The organism is Saccharothrix longispora, from assembly GCF_030852425.1.
In the GTDB taxonomy this organism is placed as follows: domain Bacteria; phylum Actinomycetota; class Actinomycetes; order Mycobacteriales; family Pseudonocardiaceae; genus Actinosynnema; species Actinosynnema longispora.
In genome coordinates this window covers 256181-272061 of the sequence record NZ_NSDM01000013.1, presented here as the reverse complement: position 1 = coordinate 272061, position 15881 = coordinate 256181, and the positions used below count along the sequence as shown (strand labels likewise).

The 15881-nt window shown below is 73.8% G+C and carries 16 protein-coding genes; 12 read left to right on the top strand and 4 right to left on the bottom strand.

Translation table 11 applies throughout. The features are described 5' to 3' along the window. The first annotated feature begins 105 nt into the window (after positions 1-105). The 7 genes from CKY47_RS28400 (at position 106) to CKY47_RS28370 (ending at position 7673) form a co-directional block, all read left to right on the top strand. Entirely contained in the window at positions 106-723 is a 618-nt protein-coding gene (locus CKY47_RS28400) for a zinc-binding dehydrogenase (RefSeq protein ID WP_306749373.1), read from the top strand. A 10-nt stretch (positions 724-733) separates the two neighbouring features. Continuing rightward, positions 734-2851: a molybdopterin-dependent oxidoreductase gene (locus CKY47_RS28395; RefSeq protein WP_306749372.1), complete on the top strand. Its 2118-nt coding sequence runs from the start codon at positions 734-736 to the stop codon at positions 2849-2851. A gap of 76 nt (positions 2852-2927) precedes the next feature. Then, positions 2928-4673, top strand: coding sequence for an AMP-dependent synthetase/ligase (locus tag CKY47_RS28390; protein ID WP_306749371.1), 1746 nt, complete (start codon positions 2928-2930; stop codon positions 4671-4673). 211 nt (positions 4674-4884) lie between these two features. After that, positions 4885-5337, top strand: coding sequence for a hypothetical protein (locus CKY47_RS28385; protein ID WP_306749370.1), 453 nt, complete (start codon positions 4885-4887; stop codon positions 5335-5337). A 99-nt stretch (positions 5338-5436) separates the two neighbouring features. Then, positions 5437-6345: a DUF1996 domain-containing protein gene (locus CKY47_RS28380; protein ID WP_306749369.1), complete on the top strand. Its 909-nt coding sequence runs from the start codon at positions 5437-5439 to the stop codon at positions 6343-6345. 78 nt (positions 6346-6423) lie between these two features. Continuing rightward, a complete protein-coding gene (locus CKY47_RS28375; protein ID WP_306749368.1) occupies positions 6424-6975 on the top strand; it encodes a sigma-70 family RNA polymerase sigma factor in 552 nt (183 codons plus the stop codon). After that, positions 6972-7673, top strand: coding sequence for an anti-sigma factor family protein (locus CKY47_RS28370; protein ID WP_306749367.1), 702 nt, complete (start codon positions 6972-6974; stop codon positions 7671-7673). The genes CKY47_RS28375 and CKY47_RS28370 overlap by 4 nt, the downstream gene beginning before the upstream one ends. Positions 7674-7748: 75 nt before the next feature. Here the strand turns inward: CKY47_RS28370 and CKY47_RS28365 are convergent, their stop codons facing one another. After that, on the bottom strand, positions 7749-8705 hold the full coding sequence (locus CKY47_RS28365) for a zinc-binding dehydrogenase (protein WP_306749366.1): 957 nt from the start codon (positions 8703-8705) through the stop codon (positions 7749-7751). A 174-nt stretch (positions 8706-8879) separates the two neighbouring features. On the opposite strand from CKY47_RS28365, the gene CKY47_RS28360 reads away from it, so the two are divergent. Both CKY47_RS28360 and CKY47_RS28355 read left to right on the top strand, forming a co-directional pair. Continuing rightward, positions 8880-9404, top strand: coding sequence for a class I SAM-dependent methyltransferase (locus tag CKY47_RS28360; RefSeq protein ID WP_306749365.1), 525 nt, complete (start codon positions 8880-8882; stop codon positions 9402-9404). Positions 9405-9842: 438 nt separating this feature from the next. Beyond that, the gene (locus CKY47_RS28355; protein ID WP_306749364.1) at positions 9843-10523 is read left to right on the top strand and encodes a DUF4383 domain-containing protein; all 681 of its coding nucleotides are present in this window, start codon (positions 9843-9845) and stop codon (positions 10521-10523) included. A gap of 73 nt (positions 10524-10596) precedes the next feature. Here the strand turns inward: CKY47_RS28355 and CKY47_RS28350 are convergent, their stop codons facing one another. Continuing rightward, positions 10597-11541, bottom strand: coding sequence for an aldo/keto reductase (locus CKY47_RS28350; protein WP_306749363.1), 945 nt, complete (start codon positions 11539-11541; stop codon positions 10597-10599). 63 nt (positions 11542-11604) lie between these two features. On the opposite strand from CKY47_RS28350, the gene CKY47_RS28345 reads away from it, so the two are divergent. The 3 genes from CKY47_RS28345 (at position 11605) to CKY47_RS28335 (ending at position 13805) form a co-directional block, all read left to right on the top strand. Next, positions 11605-12261: a M50 family metallopeptidase gene (locus CKY47_RS28345; RefSeq protein ID WP_306749362.1), complete on the top strand. Its 657-nt coding sequence runs from the start codon at positions 11605-11607 to the stop codon at positions 12259-12261. An 85-nt stretch (positions 12262-12346) separates the two neighbouring features. Then, entirely contained in the window at positions 12347-13297 is a 951-nt protein-coding gene (locus CKY47_RS28340) for a TIGR03557 family F420-dependent LLM class oxidoreductase (RefSeq protein ID WP_306749361.1), read from the top strand. A gap of 217 nt (positions 13298-13514) precedes the next feature. Continuing rightward, positions 13515-13805 carry a WhiB family transcriptional regulator gene (locus CKY47_RS28335; protein ID WP_306749360.1) on the top strand — a complete coding sequence of 97 codons (291 nt, stop codon included), beginning with the start codon at positions 13515-13517 and terminating at the stop codon, positions 13803-13805. 764 nt (positions 13806-14569) lie between these two features. On the opposite strand, the gene CKY47_RS28330 is transcribed toward CKY47_RS28335, so the two are convergent. Together CKY47_RS28330 and CKY47_RS28325 are read right to left on the bottom strand one after the other, a co-directional pair. Next, positions 14570-15361 carry a SigB/SigF/SigG family RNA polymerase sigma factor gene (locus tag CKY47_RS28330; RefSeq protein WP_306749359.1) on the bottom strand — a complete coding sequence of 264 codons (792 nt, stop codon included), beginning with the start codon at positions 15359-15361 and terminating at the stop codon, positions 14570-14572. Next, the gene (locus CKY47_RS28325; RefSeq protein ID WP_306749358.1) at positions 15358-15789 is read right to left on the bottom strand and encodes an ATP-binding protein; all 432 of its coding nucleotides are present in this window, start codon (positions 15787-15789) and stop codon (positions 15358-15360) included. Before CKY47_RS28325 ends, CKY47_RS28330 begins: the two co-directional genes overlap by 4 nt. Positions 15790-15881: the final 92 nt, after the last annotated feature.

The following is a 15881-nucleotide window of genomic DNA, read 5'->3' as shown; positions in this document are numbered from 1 at the left end:
CCGGCTTGGACGTACGACTCGCGCGGGCGGGGTTTACGACTCGCGGCTTAGTTGTTGTGGTGTCCCGACTTAGCCGGGTGGGGGCGGGCGGGGTTGGTTGGGGGTGTGGAGGTCGTCGAGGTCGCGGGTCGGCGGGAGCTGGTCGTGGGCGGTGTCGCGCACCCGCTGCCCGTCGACCTCGACGACGTGGCCGCGTTGGTGCTGGCGCGGTACGGCGTCACGGCCTGGCACCTGCTGCGCACGTGCGCGCACCTGAGCCGGGGCGAGTCGGTGGTGGTGCACGACGCGGCCGGTCCGGTCGGCGCGCTGGTCGTGCAGCTCGCGGTGGGCTTCGGCGCGGGACGGGTGATCGCCACCGCGCCCACCCGGGCGCGGCGGCGGCTCGCCGTGCGGCTCGGCGCGGACGCCGCGGTGGACCCGTCCGCGCCCGACGTGCGCGAGCGGCTGCTCGCCGGCGGACCGGTGGACGTCGTGGTCGGCGGCACGGTGGAGGACGCGCTGGCCGTGCTGGCCCCGTTCGGTCGCCTGGTCGGCCACGGTGAGCCGTTCGCGGTGGACCCGGTGCGCCTCGGGTCGCGCGCCGTCGCGGGTTTCCGCCTCGACGACTGCCTGGCCCGGCCGGGCATGGTGGCCGCCGCGCTGAGCGAGCTGATCGGGTTGACCTCGGCGGGACGGCTCCGGCCGCGCGCCGGGGAGCAGGGCACCACACGGGACGACCGCTAAGGGGACGCGCATGCGCACCGCTCACACCACCTGTCCGCTGTGCGAGGCGACGTGCGGGCTGGAGCTGACGATCGACGGCGACCGGATCACGGCCGTGCGCGGCGACCGGCTGGACACCTTCAGCCGCGGGTTCCTGTGCCCGAAGGGCGCGTCCCTGGGCGCACTGGACGCCGACCCCGACCGCCTGCGCACGCCCCTGGTCAAGCGGAACGGCGAGTTCTCGCCCGCGTCGTGGCGGGAGGCGTTCGCCCAGGTCGACAGCCGCCTCACCGCGATCACCGCCGAGCACGGCCGCGACGCCGTCGCCCTCTACCTGGGCAACCCGACCGTGCACTCGCTCGCCGGCGGCCTGTACGCGCCGGGCCTGCGCAAGGCCCTGGGCACCCGCAACGTGTTCACCGCGTCCACAGTGGACCAGATGCCCAAGCACGTGGCGTGCGGCCTGCTGTTCGGCGGCATCTACACCATCCCCGTCCCGGACGTCGACCGCACGGACTTCCTGCTGCTGCTCGGCGCGGACCCGTTCTCCTCCAACGGCAGCCTGTGGACGGTCCCCGACGCGCCCGGCCGGCTCAAGGCGCTCCGCGAGCGCGGCGGGGCGTTCGTGGTGGTCGACCCGCGCCGCAGCCGCACCGCCGCCGCGGCCGACCAGCACGTGCCGATCCACCCCGGCACCGACGTGTTCCTGCTCTTCGCCCTCGTCAACGAGCTGTTCGCGGCGGACCTGGTGGACCTGGGACACCCGGGGGAGCACACGGTCGGCGTGGACGAGGTCCGCGAGCTGGCCCGCCCGTTCACCCCGGAGGCGGTGGCCGTTCGCTGCGGCGTCGAGGCCCGCGTCACGCGCGACCTCGCGCACCGGCTCGCCACCGCACCGCGGGCCGCCGTCTACGGCCGGATCGGCACCACCACCGTCGAGTTCGGCACGGTCGCCAGCTGGCTCGTGGACGTCCTCAACGTCCTCACCGGCAACCTGGACCGGCCGGGCGGCGCGATGTTCCCGCTGCCCGCGCACACCCGTCGCGGCACGGGCGCCGGCAAGGGGTTCACCACCGGCCGGTGGCGCAGCCGGGTGCGCGGCCTGCCCGAGGTGGCGGGCGAGTTCCCCGTCGCCACCCTCGCCGACGAGATCGGGACGCCCGGCCCCGGCCGGGTGCGGGCGCTGATCACGGTCGCGGGCAACCCGGCGCTGTCCGCCCCGAACTCCGACCGCCTCGACGCGGCCCTGGCGGGCCTGGACCTCGTCGTCTCGGTCGACCCGTACCTCAACGAGACGACCCGGCACGCCGACGTCGTGCTGCCGCCACCGCCGCCGGGCCAACGCGCCCACTACGACCTGGCGTTCCTGTCGTTCGCCGTGCGCAACGTCGCCAAGTACTCGCGGCCCGCCGTGCCCCTCGCCGACGGCGCGCTCGACGAGGGCGAGATCCTGCTGCGGCTCACCGCCATCGCCGCCGGCCTGGGCCCGGACGCCGACCTCGACGCCCTCGCCGGCACCGACCCGTCGGCGGACCTCACCCGGGACGAGCAGCTGCTCGACGCACGCCTGCGCGAGGGCGTCCACGGGCTGTCGGTCGAGGAGCTGCTCGCCCACCCGCACGGCCTCGACCTCGGCCCGCTCACCAGCCGCCTGCCCGAAGTCCTGCGCACCCCCTCCGGACGGATCGAGCTGTGCCCGAGGCCCATCGCCGACGACGTGCCCCGCGTCCTCGCCGCCCTCGCCGCCGAACCCCGCGACGGCCTGCTCCTCGTCGGCCGCCGCCACCTGCGGACCAACAACTCGTGGCTGCACAACGTGCCCGCCCTGGTGAGGGGCCGCCTGTGCACGCTGTTGGTGAACCCCGCCGACGCGCGCGAACTCGGCCTCGTCGACGGCGGCACGGCCCGCGTCACCTCCCGCGTCGGCGAGGTCGAGGCCACCGTCGAGGTGAGCGCCGACATGGCCGAGGGCGTGGTGAGCCTGCCGCACGGCTGGGGCCACGACCGGCCCGGCACCCGCCTCGCCGTGGCCGCCGCGCACCCCGGCGTGAACGTCAACCGGCTCACCGACGACCTCGCCCTGGACCCGCTGTCCGGCACCGCGGTGCTCAACGGAGTCCGGGTGCGCGTCCAGCCCGCCGCCCGGTGACCGACACCGCCCGGTGACCGACACCGCCCAGCGGCCAGCGACCAGCCCAGTGATCACCCCAGTGAGGAGCACCGCCATGACCGCACCCGCGGCGCGCGTCGTCGCCGACCTGCCCTTCGTCGCCGCCCACCGGCACGACGACCGCGTGGCGTGGCGCCACCGGCGCGGCGACGCGTGGCACGACGTCACGTTCACCGAGGTCGCCGAGGAGGTGCTGGAGCTGGCGTCGGGGCTCGTGCACCTGGGTGTCCGGCCGGGTGACCGGGTGTGCGTGCTGGGGCGGACCAGCACCGAGTGGCTGGCGGTCGAGTTGGCGGTGCTCGCGGCGGGCGGCGTCGTGGTGCCGATCTACCCGTCCAGCGCGCCCGAGGAGTGCGCGTGGATCATCGCCGACTCCGGCGCGGTGCTGCTCGTCGCCGAGGACCACGCCCAGCGCGCCAAGGTCGACTCGGTCCGCGACCGGGTGCCCGACCTGCGCGACGTGCTGGTCGTCGGGGACGGCGGGCTGGCCGACCTGCGCTCGCGGGGCCGCACGTCCCCCCTGCCGGGCGAGCTGGACGACCGCCGCGCCGCGGTGCGCCCCGACGACCCGACGCTGGTCATCTACACCTCGGGCACCACCGGCCCGCCCAAGGGTTGCGTGCTGACCAGCCGCAACTGGCTCACGATGTGCCGGCTCACCGAGGAGCTGTCCTACACGCTGCCCGAGGACGTCGTGTACCTGTTCCTGCCGCTGGCGCACGTGTTCGCGCAGATCGTGGCGCTCTCGGCGCTCCACACGGGCAGCACGCTCGCGTTCTTCGGCGGCGACACCGCCACGGTGGTGCCGGAGCTGGCGCAGGTGCGGCCCACGTTCCTGCCGTCCGTGCCGCGGATCTTCGAGAAGATCCACTCCGTCGCCACCGCGGGCGTGCCGGAGGACCAGCTGCGCCAAGCGGTGCGGGTCGGCCTGGCGGTGCGGGAGCTCCAGGCCGCCGGGCAGCCGCTGCCGCCCGACCTGGCCGCCGCGTTCGAGCGGGTCGACCCGGTGTTCGCCCGCGTCCGCGCGGTGTTCGGCGGCAGGCTGCGCCAGGCCCTCTCGGGCGCCGCGCCGATCTCGGTGGAGGTGCTGGAGTTCTTCACCGCCGCCGGCGTGCCCGTCCTGGAGGGCTACGGCATGAGCGAGTCGACCGGCGTGGGCACCGTCAACACCCTCGCCCACCACCGCCTGGGCTCCGTCGGCACGTACGGCATGGCCGGGCTGGAGCTCAGGATCGCCGACGACGGCGAGATCCTCATGCGGGGGCCGCACGTCTTCGCCGGCTACTGGAACAACCCGGCCGCCACCGCCGAGGTGCTGACCGACGGCTGGCTGCACACCGGCGACCTGGGCGAGGTGGACGAGGACGGCTTCGTCACCATCACCGGCCGCAAGAAGGACATCATCATCACCGCGGGCGGCAAGAACATCGCGCCCGCCAACGTGGAGAACCAGCTGCGCCAGTCCCGCTGGGTCTCGCACGCCGTGGTCTACGGCGACACCAAGCCCTACCTCGTCGCCCTGCTCACCCTGGACGAGGACGAGATCGTGCCGTGGGCGCGGGACCGGGGCCTGCCCACCGACCTGCCGACCCTGGCGCGGACCCCGGAGGTGCACGCCCTGCTCCAGGGGGTCGTGGACGAGGCCAACGCGCACTTCTCCACCGCCTCCCAGGTCAAGCGCTTCACCGTCCTGGACCGCGACCTCTCCCAGGACGAGGGCGAGCTGACGCCGACGCTCAAGGTCAAGCGCACGGTCGTGCACACCGCCCACGGGCCGCGCTACGAGGGCCTGTACGCCTGACGGGACAGGCCGCCCGTGCCGCCCGGTCCGCGGGGCCGCCGAAGAACACCGCCCGCGATGTGAACCGAACTCGCGACCGGCGCGTGTGCAGGGTGTTCCGCCGTTCACGAGAGGTCCCGCCGATGCACCACCCCCGCCGCACCCGGCACACCCGCCGCAACCCGTCGCCGCTCGGAGCACGTCCCGGGCGGCACTAGCCGAACGAGAGAACATGCACGATCCGATCCTGGACCGCACGCTGCGCCGGGTCCGCGCCGAACGGGTGCGCGACCACCGGCGCCGCGGCGGTGTCGCCGCGGCGGTGGGCACCACGCTCGCCGCCGCGGTGCTCGCCGGCGGCGTCTACCTCGGCCAGCACAGCGTGCCGGGGGAACGGGTCCTGGTCGCCACCGCGGCGGACGGGGTCCGGATGACCGTCACCGCCACGCCCGCCGACGGCTGGTTGCGGCTGCGCGCCGACCTGGACGGCATCGACCCGGGCCAGAGGTGCGAACTCGTCGTCACCGACACCGCCGGCAGGCGCTACCTCGCCGGCGGCTGGGTCGCCTCCCGCGGCGAGGACACCTCCCTCGCCGGGGCCGTGGTGGTCGACCCGCGCGACCTGGCCGCCGTCAGCGTCGTCACCACCGACGGCCGGACCCTGGTCACCGCCACCGCGAGGTGAACCGCCGCGCCCCGCGCGCCCGCCTCCACCCGGCCGGCGGGCGCCGGATTCGGCTGCCCGCACGGCCGTCGGCCGGCCGGACACCCATAAGCTGGTCCCGTGAGGTGGTCACCCCCGCTCGTCGTCCTCGTGCTGGCGGCGGGCTGCGCGGACGGCCGCACCGTGCCCATCGACGAGGTACCGGTGGTCCACGAGCAGGTCACCACCACCCGGGACGCCTCCACCGGCACGTTCACCCTGGACTGCGGGCGCAACGGGGAACGCCACCTCAACGCGGACAACGTGGTCAGCGCCCCCGGCCAACCGTTCGGCGCGCACCACACCCACGAGTACGTCGGCAACCTCACCACCGACGCGCACTCCACCGACGAGTCCCTCGCCGCGGGCGCCACCTCGTGCCCCTCGGGCGACCGGTCCACCTACTACTGGCCGGTGCTGCGGCTCACCGACACCACCGGCCACGACGCGCACGCGCGGGGCGGCGGCGCGCACGGCAACACCGGCGAGGTCGTGCCCCCGGAGAGCGTCGTGATCACGTTCACCGGCAACCCCGTCAGCAAGGTCGTGGCGATGCCGCCGTTCCTGCGCGCCATCACCGGCGACCCCGCGGCGCTGAGCAGCGGCCGCGGCAACGCCCGGTGGAGCTGCACCGGCTTCGAGGACCGGCACACCGACCGCTACCCGGGGTGCGCCCCCGGCAGCCGGGTCCTGCGCACCTTCGAGTTCCCCGGCTGCTGGGACGGCCGCAACACCGACAGCCCCAGCCACCGCGCGCACCTCGACTTCCCCGGCTCGAACGGGGTGTGCCGGCCCGGCACGTTCCCGGTGCCGGAGCTGCGCGTCCGCGTCGCCTACGACGTGCCCGCGGGCCGGCCGTTCGCGATCGACAGCTTCCCCGAGCAGGTCCGCGACCCGCGGACCGACCACGCCATGTTCGTCAACGCCATGCCGGCCGCGCTGATGGACCGGGTCGTGACCTGCCTCAACGCGGGAGAGACCTGCTCGTAGAAAACCCCCGCCACCGTTGAACCGAATCCACCCCGGGTCCGTGTCCGTGTCGACGGGGAAGACGAGAGGAGTGGGTGGATGGCGGCTCTGTGGTCCCGGAAACGGGAGGCCGCGGCCGACGAGGCGCTGATCAGGTCCCTGTACGACGAGCACGGTCGGGCGCTGCTCGCGTACGCGACGCGCCTGACGGGGGACCGGGCGGCCGCCGAGGACGTCGTCCAGGAAACCCTCGTGCGCGCCTGGCGGCACCCGGACGCCCTGGTCAACGGCAAGGGTTCGGTCCGCGGCTGGCTGCTCACCGTGACGCGCAACATCGTCACCGACCGGATCAGGGCCAGGGCCGCCCGGCCCCAGGAGGTGGCCGAGACGCCGACGGCGCAACCCGTCCAGCGCGACCACGCCGATTCCGTGGTGGACTCCATGGTGGTGCTCGAAGCGCTGGACAGGCTGTCACCCGACCACCGCGACGTGCTGATGGAGATCTACTTCCGCGGCCGCAGCGTGACCGAGGCGGCCGAGGCGCTCGGCGTGCCGCCCGGAACGGTGAAATCGAGATCGCACTACGCGCTGAGAGCCCTGAGAGAGACGTTCGTCGGACAACAGGTCGCGCTGAAGGGGGTGGCCGGATGACCACGAACCACGTTCCACAACTGCTCGGCGCCTACGTGCTGGGCGCGCTCGACGAGCGGGAGGTGCGCGCGGTGGAGGACCACATGGCGACCTGCGCACCGTGCCACGCCGAACTGGCCGAGCTGCGCGCGATGGAGGAGGCCATGGGCGACGTGCCGCCCGAGGCCCTGCTCGACGGGCCGCCCGAGGGCGGTGACCTGCTGCTCCAGCGGACGCTGCGGCAGGTGCGGGCCGAACGCGGCGGCCAGGTGCGGCGGCGCCGGGTCGGCCTGGGCCTGGCGGCGGCGGCCGTGGCCGCGGTCGTGCTCGGCGGCGGTTTCGCGGTCGGCCGGGGCACCGCGCCCGACCCGGGCGGCGTGGCGCAGACCAGTCAGCCGCCCGCGCCCCCCGCGGGCACCAGGGTCGGCACGGCGACCGACCCGGAGACCGGCGCGCGGATGACCGTGCAGGTCAAACCCGCCGCCGGGTGGGTGCGGGTGAACGCGTCCGTCGCGGGCATCGCGCAGAACGAGAAGTGCCGGCTGTTCGTCGTGGCCAAGGACGGCAGCAGGCAGGAGGCCGGCAGCTGGCTGGTCTCCTCGGCCGGGGAGAAGGACGGCACGAACCTGGACGGTTCGGCGCTGATCGCGCCCGAGGACGTGCAGGCGGTCGAGGTGCGCAACTTCGACGGCGAGCAGATCGTCACCGTGCCCGTCTAGGAGGTCCGACCAGGGGAGGGCCAAGGGGAGGGAGAGGTCCCCGTGTCGCCGCGGCGACACGGGGACCACCCGCCCTCACGGCCTGAGCACGACCTTGCCGGTGGTGGCGCGGCCCTCCAGCGCGGCGTGCGCCCGGGCCGCGTCGCGCAGCGGGAACACCGTCGTCAGCGGCGTCAACCGGCCCTCGGCGAGCGCCGCCAGCGACTGCTCCTCCAGGCCGCGCAGCGACGTGCCCCGCGTCATCCGCGGCCCCACCGCGACCGTCGCCGTGATGCCCAGGCGGTACAGGTCGCCGGTGTCCAGGCGCGTCGGCGCGCCCGCCGACCACCCGAACAGGACGATCCGGCCGCCCACGCCGAGCAGTTCCAGCGCGGCCCGCCCCTGCTCGCCGCCGACGCCGTCGAGCACCAGCGTCACCTCGCCCACGCCCTCCGCCCAACCGGGCCGCGTGTAGTCGACGGCGACGTCCGCGCCCACCCGCTCGACCAGGTCCAGCTTCGCGGTGCTCGCCGCGCCCACGACCTTCGCGCCCACCGCCTTGGCCGCCTGCACGAACAGCGCGCCCAACCCGCCCGCCGCCGACGTCACCAGCACCACGTCCTCGGCCGTCGGCTCGGCGACGCGCAGCACCCCCACCGCGGTGCGGCCCGTGCCGATCATGGCGACCGCGTGCTCGTCGGACACGTGCCCGGGCAGCGCGTGCAGCGAGGACGCGTCCACCACCGCCGCCTCCGCGTACCCGCCGCTCGCCCGACCCAGGTGCGCGACGACCCGCGCGCCCAGCCAGCGGTCCTCCACCCCCTCCCCGAGCGCCGTGACGACGCCCGCCACCTCCCGCCCCGGCGTCATCGGCAGCGCCGGCAGCGGGAACGGCCCGCCGCCCACCCCCGCGCGGATCGTCGTGTCCAGCAGGTGCACCCCGGCCGCGGACACCGCGACCCGCACCTGCCCGGCACCCGGCTCCGGGTCGGGCACCTCCTCGTGGCGCAGGGTCTCGGCCGGCCCGAACTCGTACTGGCGGATGGCGTGCATCGCGGTTCCCCCTCCGTGATCGACGCCCGCCACGCTAGGAGTTCGAGCCAAGTCGAGGTCAAGTGGTCCCGGGGCGCGGCCAACCCCCACCGCGCCCCGCGCGTCGAGGGGGTGTGAAGCACTTCGACCACAACGCCCACCACCACGGCTTCCTCCTCCGCCAGGTCCCGGCCGATGCCCGCACCGCGCTCGACGTCGGCTGCGGAGCCGGGGCGTTCGCCGCCGCGCTCGCCGCCCGCGGGCTCACCGTCACCGCGGTGGAACAGCACGCCCGCCGCGGCGGGCGTGCTGTTCCGGCGGGCCGACGTGCTCGTCGACGACCTCGGCGGCCCCTACGACTTCGTGTCCTGCCTCGCCGCCCTGCACCACCTGCCGCTGGAACCCGGGCTGCGCCGGCTCCGGTCGCTGGTGCGGCCCGGCGGCGTCCTCGCCGTGCTCGGCCTGGCCCGAGAGGAGGGCCTCCTCGACCGCGCCGCGAGCCTCGCCTCCGTGCCGCTCGACCTCGCCGCCCGCCTCGTGCGCGACGACCCCGTCCACGCCGCGCCCGTCACCGGCCCGGAGCAGTCGCTGCGCGAGGTCCGCGCCGTCGCCGACCGGGTCGTGCCGGGCGCCCGGTTCCGCCGACGGCTGTTCTGGCGCTACTCCATGATCTGGCGCAGACCCTCCGCCGACACATTCCCCGACCGCATATCGCTTTGACCGGAACCCGTGCGGCACGAGATAGTAAACGCACACGCCACAGCGACACCGACAAGAACCGAAGGGACCTCCGTGAGCGACACGAACACCGACTGGAACGGTTCGGCCACGCGTACGTCCCGTCTCTGACCTGGGCTTGGTTCTGATCCAACGGCGTCGTCCCATCGCGGACCGCCGACACCCGGATCTATTCGCAAAACCTATTGCCCCATTTGTCGCGGCGATCACCGGACGAATTCCGGGCGCCGCGCGGGCCCGATCTCCACGGGGTGGGTCGGGTCGCGGGAACCCCGGCACGGCGGGGTGATCGACTCCTGTCGGGAACCGGGGGCGGTCCGCGCGCCCGCCCCCACCCTGTTTGTCACACGGACGGGTCGGGTAGTCGGTGGGCGTCCGGAGCCCGAAACACGGGCTCGTGGTCCTCGTTTGGAGGGCGTGATGACCCACTCGACCGTCGGCCGTGTCAAGGTCGCGGGTCTCCAGCCCGCCCAGGTGCTGGCTGGTCTCCTCGGCCTGGTCTTCCTCGCGTTCGGTGTCGTGGGCTTCCTGCGCACCGGTTTCGGCGACTTCGCGGGGGACCAGCACGCCATGGTGCTCGGGTTCGCCGTGAACCCGCTGCACAACACGATCCACCTGGCGTTCGGCGTGCTCGGCCTGCTCATGGCCACCGGCTCCGGCCTGGCCCGCCTCTACGGCTGGATCGTCTTCCTCGCCTACGGCGCCGTGCTCCTGTGGGGCCTGGCGCTCGCGGGCGTCTTCTCCGGCAACCCCGTCTCCGGGCTGGGCAACCCGCTGGCGCTCAACACCAACGACAACTGGCTGCACCTCGGCTTCGCCGTCGTCGGCCTCCTGATCGCCGTCCTGCCCGCCCGGCGCAAGATCGTCGTGCCGGAGGAGACCGTCGAGCCCGTCGAGGCCCACCCGGTCGACCGGGACGAGTCGATCCGCGACGCGCAGACGCGGGAACTGCCCACGCAGCGCGTCGACACCCACCGCACCCACGGCGACCGGCACCACGACGACCGGGTCGAGTCCGCCGACCCCACCGTGACGGCCCGACCCGTGCACCCGATCGACCCCGCCGTCGCCGAGCAGCAGAGGGCGCGGCACTTCCGCTGACAGCCCCACCCACCACCGACGCGGGCACGGTCCACCCGGACCGTGCCCGCGCCGCTGTCATCGCGTCACCGGGTCACACCGCCTCGTCCAGCCGCCGCAGGCGGTCGTCGTCCAGCTCCACGTCGAGCGCCCCCAGCGTCTCCTCCAGCTGCGCCACCGAACTCGCCCCCACCAGCGGCAGCACCCCCCGGCGCATCACCCACGCCAGCACCACCTGGTTGACCGTCGCCCCCAGCTCCGCGGCCACCTCCCGCAGCACCGCCGACCCCCGCGCCGTGCCCGGGTGGTCGTACGCCTCACCCAGCGGCTTGTCCCGGTACGCCCCCGCCAGCAGCGTCGAGTACGCCACCAGCGCCACGTCCCCCTCGTGCGCCGCGTAGTCGAACAGCTCGTCGGTCATGTGCACGTGCCCGGCCTCCGGCAGCCGCACCCCCGGCCGCGGCCGCAGGTAGCTGAACCGCTGCTGCACCGCCACGTACACCGGCAGGCCGTTCGCCCGCGCCACCGCCCGCGCCCGCTCCAACCGCCACGTGGCGTGGTTGCTCGCACCCACCTCCCGAACCCGACCCGCCCCGACCAGCGACGCGAACCCGCCCAGCGTCTCCTCCAACGGCACAGCCCGGTCCTCGACGTGGCTGTAGTACAGGTCGATCCGGTCCGTGCCCAACCGCTTCAGGCTCGCCTCCGCCGCCGACCGGACGACGTCACCGGCCAGGCCCTCCGCGTTCTCCAACCCCGTGCCGGGCGTCCGGGGCCGCGCGCCCACCTTCGTCGCCACCACCACGTCGTCCCGGTTGCCGCGCGCCGCCAACCAGCGCCCCACCACCTCCTCGCTCTCGTCACCCGTGCCGCCGTCCCAGAACACGTAGTTGTTCGCCGTGTCCAGGAACGTCCCACCCGCCTCCACGAAGCGGTCCATGATCGCGAACGACGTCTCCTCGTCCACGAACTTCCCGAACGGCAGCGTGCCCAGGCACAGGGCGCTGACCTCCAGGGAACCGATGCGCTGCTTCCTCATGCCACCAGCCTGGGTGCTGGAGCGCGCTCCAGGTCAAGCCCCGGCCTGGCATGCTGGACCGCGATGTCGACCTTCGCGAAGTGGGCGCCCGCCGTGCTGGCGCTCGTCCTGGTGGCCAGCCCCGGCGTCTGGCGCTGGAGCCGCCACACCATCACCATCGCGCACGAGGCCGGGCACGCCCTCGTCGCCGTCCTCACCGGCCGCCGGCTGGAGGGCATCAAGCTCAACTCCGACACCTCCGGCGTCACCGTCTCGCGCGGCCGACCCACCGGCGTCGCCGTCGTGCTCATGTACTTCGCCGGCTACGTCACCCCGTCCCTGCTCGGCCTCGGCGCCGCCGCGCTCGTCACCGCCGAGCAGGTCAGGCCCCTGCTCTGGGCGACCGTCGCGCTGCTCGCCGCCATGCTCGTGATGATCCGCAACGCGTTCGGCGTGCTGTCCGTCGTCCTGACCGGCGCGGTGATGTTCGTCGTCTCCTGGTACGCCACCCCCGAGTGGCAGGCCGCGTTCGCCCTGTTCGTCACCTGGTTCCTGCTGCTCGGCGGCGTCCGCCCGGTCGGGGAGCTGCAGAGCCGCCGGGCCCGGGGCCGCGCGCCCCGGTCCGACGCCGACCAGCTGGCCCGCGTCACCGGCGTCCCCGGCCTCGTGTGGGTGCTGCTGTTCGCCGCCGTCACCATCGGCGCCCTCGTCCTCGGCGGCCGGGTCCTCCTGCCGCTCTGACCGGCGTCCCGACCGGCGTTCTCCCATTCGCGTCGTTCGTCCGTCCGCCGTGGTTGAGCGCGTTGTCGACGGGTAACCGGGCCGCATGGTCAGCATCGGTTACTTCCTGTCGTGCGAGGAGTTCGGTCCGCGCGAACTCGTCCAGCAGGCCCGGTGGGCCGAACAGGCGGGCTTCGAGCGGCTCTGGATCTCCGACCACTACCACCCCTGGAACTCCGAGCAGGGCAACAGCCCGTTCGTGTGGTCCGTGATCGGCGCGCTCTCCGAGGCGACGACGCTCCCCGTCACCACCGCCGTCACCTGCCCCACCGTGCGCCTGCACCCGGCCGTGGTCGCCCAGGCCGCCGCGACCGCCGCCGTCCAGTGCCAGGGCGGGTTCACGCTCGGCGTGGGCACGGGGGAGGCGTTGAACGAGCACATCCTCGGCGGCAGGTGGCCCTCCGCCCCCGAACGCCTGGAGATGCTCGAAGAGGCCGTCGAGGTGATGCGCGCCCTGTGGACCGGCGAGTCCGTCACCCACCGGGGACGCCACTACACGGTCGAGAACGCCCGCCTCTACACCCGACCCGAATCACCCGTACCCGTCTACGTCTCGGCCTTCGGCCCCCACGCGGCCCGAGTGGCCGGCCGCATCGGCGACGGCTTCTGCTCGACCATGCCCGACGACTCGCTGGTGTCGGAGTTCCGCTCGTCCGGGGGAGGCGACAAGCCGGCCCAGGCCGGTTTCAAGGTCTGCCACGCCCCCACCGCCGAAGCGGGCGCCAAGACCGCCTACCGGCTGTGGCCCAACGAGCAGCTGCCCGGCGAACTCGCCCAGCTGCTGCCCACGCCCGAGCACTTCGAGCAGGCGTCGACCCTGGTCACCGAGGAGATGGTCGCCTCGGCCCTGCCCACCGGCCCCGACGTCCAGCCGTACGTGGACACCGTGCGCCAGTACGCCGAGGCCGGCTACGACGAGCTCTACGTGGCGCAGATCGGCCCGGACCAGGAGAGCTTCTTCGAGTTCTGGTCCACCGAAGTGGCCCCCGCGCTCTAGTCCACCCACCACACCCGTCCCTCCTCACGTCCACTCCCACACCGCCCCTCCGCCCGCTCCGCGCGGGCCGGGGCTCCCCGCTCCGCGGGTCGGGGCCTCCCCGCTCCGCGGAAGCGTCCCAACTCACCTGATCCGATCGGGCACGACACGTTTGCCCTCCCCGGAACAGCGGGTAAGCCGTGATCAAGCACCTGAAGACCGCAAGGGGGTCCATCCGATGACCAGCACCGCGCGCCTGCCAAAGCCCGTCACCGACGTCTGGGACTGGCAGAAGGAAGGACTGTGCCGAGGCAGCGACAGCGCAGTCTTCTTCCACCCGGACAACGAGCGGGGCTCGGCCCGGGCCGCCCGCGAGGACAGGGCGAAGCAGCTCTGCGCCCACTGCCCGGTCCTCCTCCAGTGCCGCGAGCACGCCCTGGCGGTCCAGGAGCCCTACGGGGTCTGGGGCGGAATGGGCGAGGACGAACGCCGCCGAATCATCGCCGGCCGTCGTCGAACCGCCGCCTGAGCCAGGAACCCCCAGCGTCAGGTACCCCGCCCGGGTCCCGCACCGACCAGACCGCACCACACCGACCTCGCACGAAGCACCGCCCCGGCAGTACCGGCACAGCGACACCCGCCGGCCGACGCCAGGGCCGCAGGCACCGATGGACCCCAGCACCACCCCAGGTCGAGAACATCACGACCACCAGGGCCAGGCCGGTCCGCCGCACCCCCTCGCGGCGGACAGGCCCACCACCCGAGGGCCCGAACCGCCTGATCACCCCGCCGCCGGTCGACGCAGCCCGGCAACGGGGTCTTCGTCTTCTCCGCGATCCCGCCACCCCCGCGCCGGAGAGCCGGGTGCGCTGGACGCGTCACCGGCGTCCGCGAACCCCGCAGGCCCGGTCCGCAAGCCCACAAGCCCGGCCCGCCCTCAGCCGGCCGTGCCGCTGCTCCGCCACACCCGTCCGCACACCCGCGTCCGCCGCACGCGTGTGTCGCGCCCGCGCGGCCCGAGGGGCGCTTCCGGTCGGGTCGGGTGTGGTCGCTCGGGGTTTCCTCATGGTCAACCGACGGGTGAGATCCCGTTCACGTACATGTTCCGGCCCGTGTTCACCCCATCGTGTCGGCCGATGACGGCCGACCTGGGCGAACAACCGCACACGGCCACCCCACCCCCACGGGGCAACCCCGCCGGGCCACCTCCACCGGCTGCCGCACCACGGTGCCGAAACGCGGAGGCCGCCCGACGAAACCTCGCCAGGCGGCCTCCGCGACAGAAGAACCGGTCTACTCCGTCAAACCGTCCCGCAGTTGCCGCAGCGTCTTCGCCAGCAACCGCGACACGTGCATCTGCGAAATGCCGACCTTCTGCGCGATCTGGGTCTGCGTCATGTTCCCGAAGAACCGCATCACCACGATCTTCCGCTCCCGCTCCGGCAGTTTCTCCAGCAACGGGTGCAGCGCCTCCCGCTGCTCGATCGCCTCCAGCTCCGGGTCCTCCTCGCCGAGGGTGCTCCCCAGCGAGATGGAGCTGTCGTCGGCCACCAGCAGGTCGTCCAGCGACGCCGAGTGGTACGCGTTGCCGGCCGCCAGCCCCTCGTGGATCTCCTCGCGGCTGAGCTGCAGGTGCTGCGCCAGCTCACTGGGCGTCGGCGCGCGCCCCAGCTCCTGGGACAGCCTCGCCGACCCCGCGTTGATCGCCAGGTGCAGCTCCTTGAGCCGCCGCGGCATGCGGACCGACCAACTGGAGTCCCGGAAGTACTTCCGGACCTCGCCCATGATCGTCGGCACCGCGAACGACAGGAAGTCGCTCCCGCGCTCCGGGTCGAACCGGTCGACCGCGTTGATCAACCCGACCGTGGCCACCTGCACCAGGTCGTCGTACGGCTCGCCACGGTGCCCGAACCGGCGGGCGATGTGCTTGGCCACGGGCAAGTGCTCGGTCACCAGCTCGTCGCGCAGCCGCTCTCTCGCCGGGTCGTCGGCGGGCGTCGCGGCGAGCCGGACGAACAGCGGAGCGAGGTGGTCGTAGTCACCCTGGGTGCCCGACCGGGTCTTGCCCTCGTCCGGCGCAGTCACGCATCCACCGTCCCCAGCGACCGCTTGACCAGGTCGATGTGCACCTCGTACGCGTCGGCCTGTGGCGCGACCCACGTGGTCACCGAGTCGACCAGGGCGCTGAGGACGCGCCAGCCGAAACTCTCCCGATCCGGGGGGGCGGACCGCTGCGAACCCACCTTCGTGGAAACCTGCACGGACCCGTCCACCACCACGAACTGGGCGATCAGCACCGCCCCCGGCGTGGCCAGTGAGATGAGGGTGGAGCACGCCTCGTCCACCGCCAGCTTCAGGTCCTCGATGGAGTCCAGGTCGAAGTCCTGGCGCATGGCGATGTCGGCGGCCACCGCCCGGACGATCGACAACTGCGTAGGCTCAGCCGCCATCCGCAGCTCAACCCCGGCCAGGGCGCTTTCCGACTCGCCGCTCTGCGGCTCAGTGTGCGACACGCTCACCTCGTCGTCCGTTCTGTCTCGTTGTGGTGCTGACGGTATCGATACCCGAACTGATCGTCGCTCACACGTGTAGCGGACACGCGGGG

Excerpts from the sequence above, each read along its gene's own strand:
- CKY47_RS28395 (WP_306749372.1), top strand. The coding sequence starts at position 734 with ATGCGCACCGCTCACACCACCTGTCCGCTGTGCGAGGCGACGTGCGGG.
- CKY47_RS28390 (WP_306749371.1), top strand. The coding sequence starts at position 2,928 with ATGACCGCACCCGCGGCGCGCGTCGTCGCCGACCTGCCCTTCGTCGCC.
- CKY47_RS28385 (WP_306749370.1), top strand. The coding sequence starts at position 4,885 with ATGCACGATCCGATCCTGGACCGCACGCTGCGCCGGGTCCGCGCCGAA.
- CKY47_RS28375 (WP_306749368.1), top strand. The coding sequence starts at position 6,424 with ATGGCGGCTCTGTGGTCCCGGAAACGGGAGGCCGCGGCCGACGAGGCG.
- CKY47_RS28370 (WP_306749367.1), top strand. The coding sequence starts at position 6,972 with ATGACCACGAACCACGTTCCACAACTGCTCGGCGCCTACGTGCTGGGC.
- CKY47_RS28365 (WP_306749366.1), bottom strand. The coding sequence starts at position 8,705 with ATGCACGCCATCCGCCAGTACGAGTTCGGGCCGGCCGAGACCCTGCGC.
- CKY47_RS28360 (WP_306749365.1), top strand. The coding sequence starts at position 8,880 with ATGCCCGCACCGCGCTCGACGTCGGCTGCGGAGCCGGGGCGTTCGCCG.
- CKY47_RS28355 (WP_306749364.1), top strand. The coding sequence starts at position 9,843 with ATGACCCACTCGACCGTCGGCCGTGTCAAGGTCGCGGGTCTCCAGCCC.
- CKY47_RS28350 (WP_306749363.1), bottom strand. The coding sequence starts at position 11,541 with ATGAGGAAGCAGCGCATCGGTTCCCTGGAGGTCAGCGCCCTGTGCCTG.
- CKY47_RS28345 (WP_306749362.1), top strand. The coding sequence starts at position 11,605 with ATGTCGACCTTCGCGAAGTGGGCGCCCGCCGTGCTGGCGCTCGTCCTG.
- CKY47_RS28340 (WP_306749361.1), top strand. The coding sequence starts at position 12,347 with ATGGTCAGCATCGGTTACTTCCTGTCGTGCGAGGAGTTCGGTCCGCGC.
- CKY47_RS28335 (WP_306749360.1), top strand. The coding sequence starts at position 13,515 with ATGACCAGCACCGCGCGCCTGCCAAAGCCCGTCACCGACGTCTGGGAC.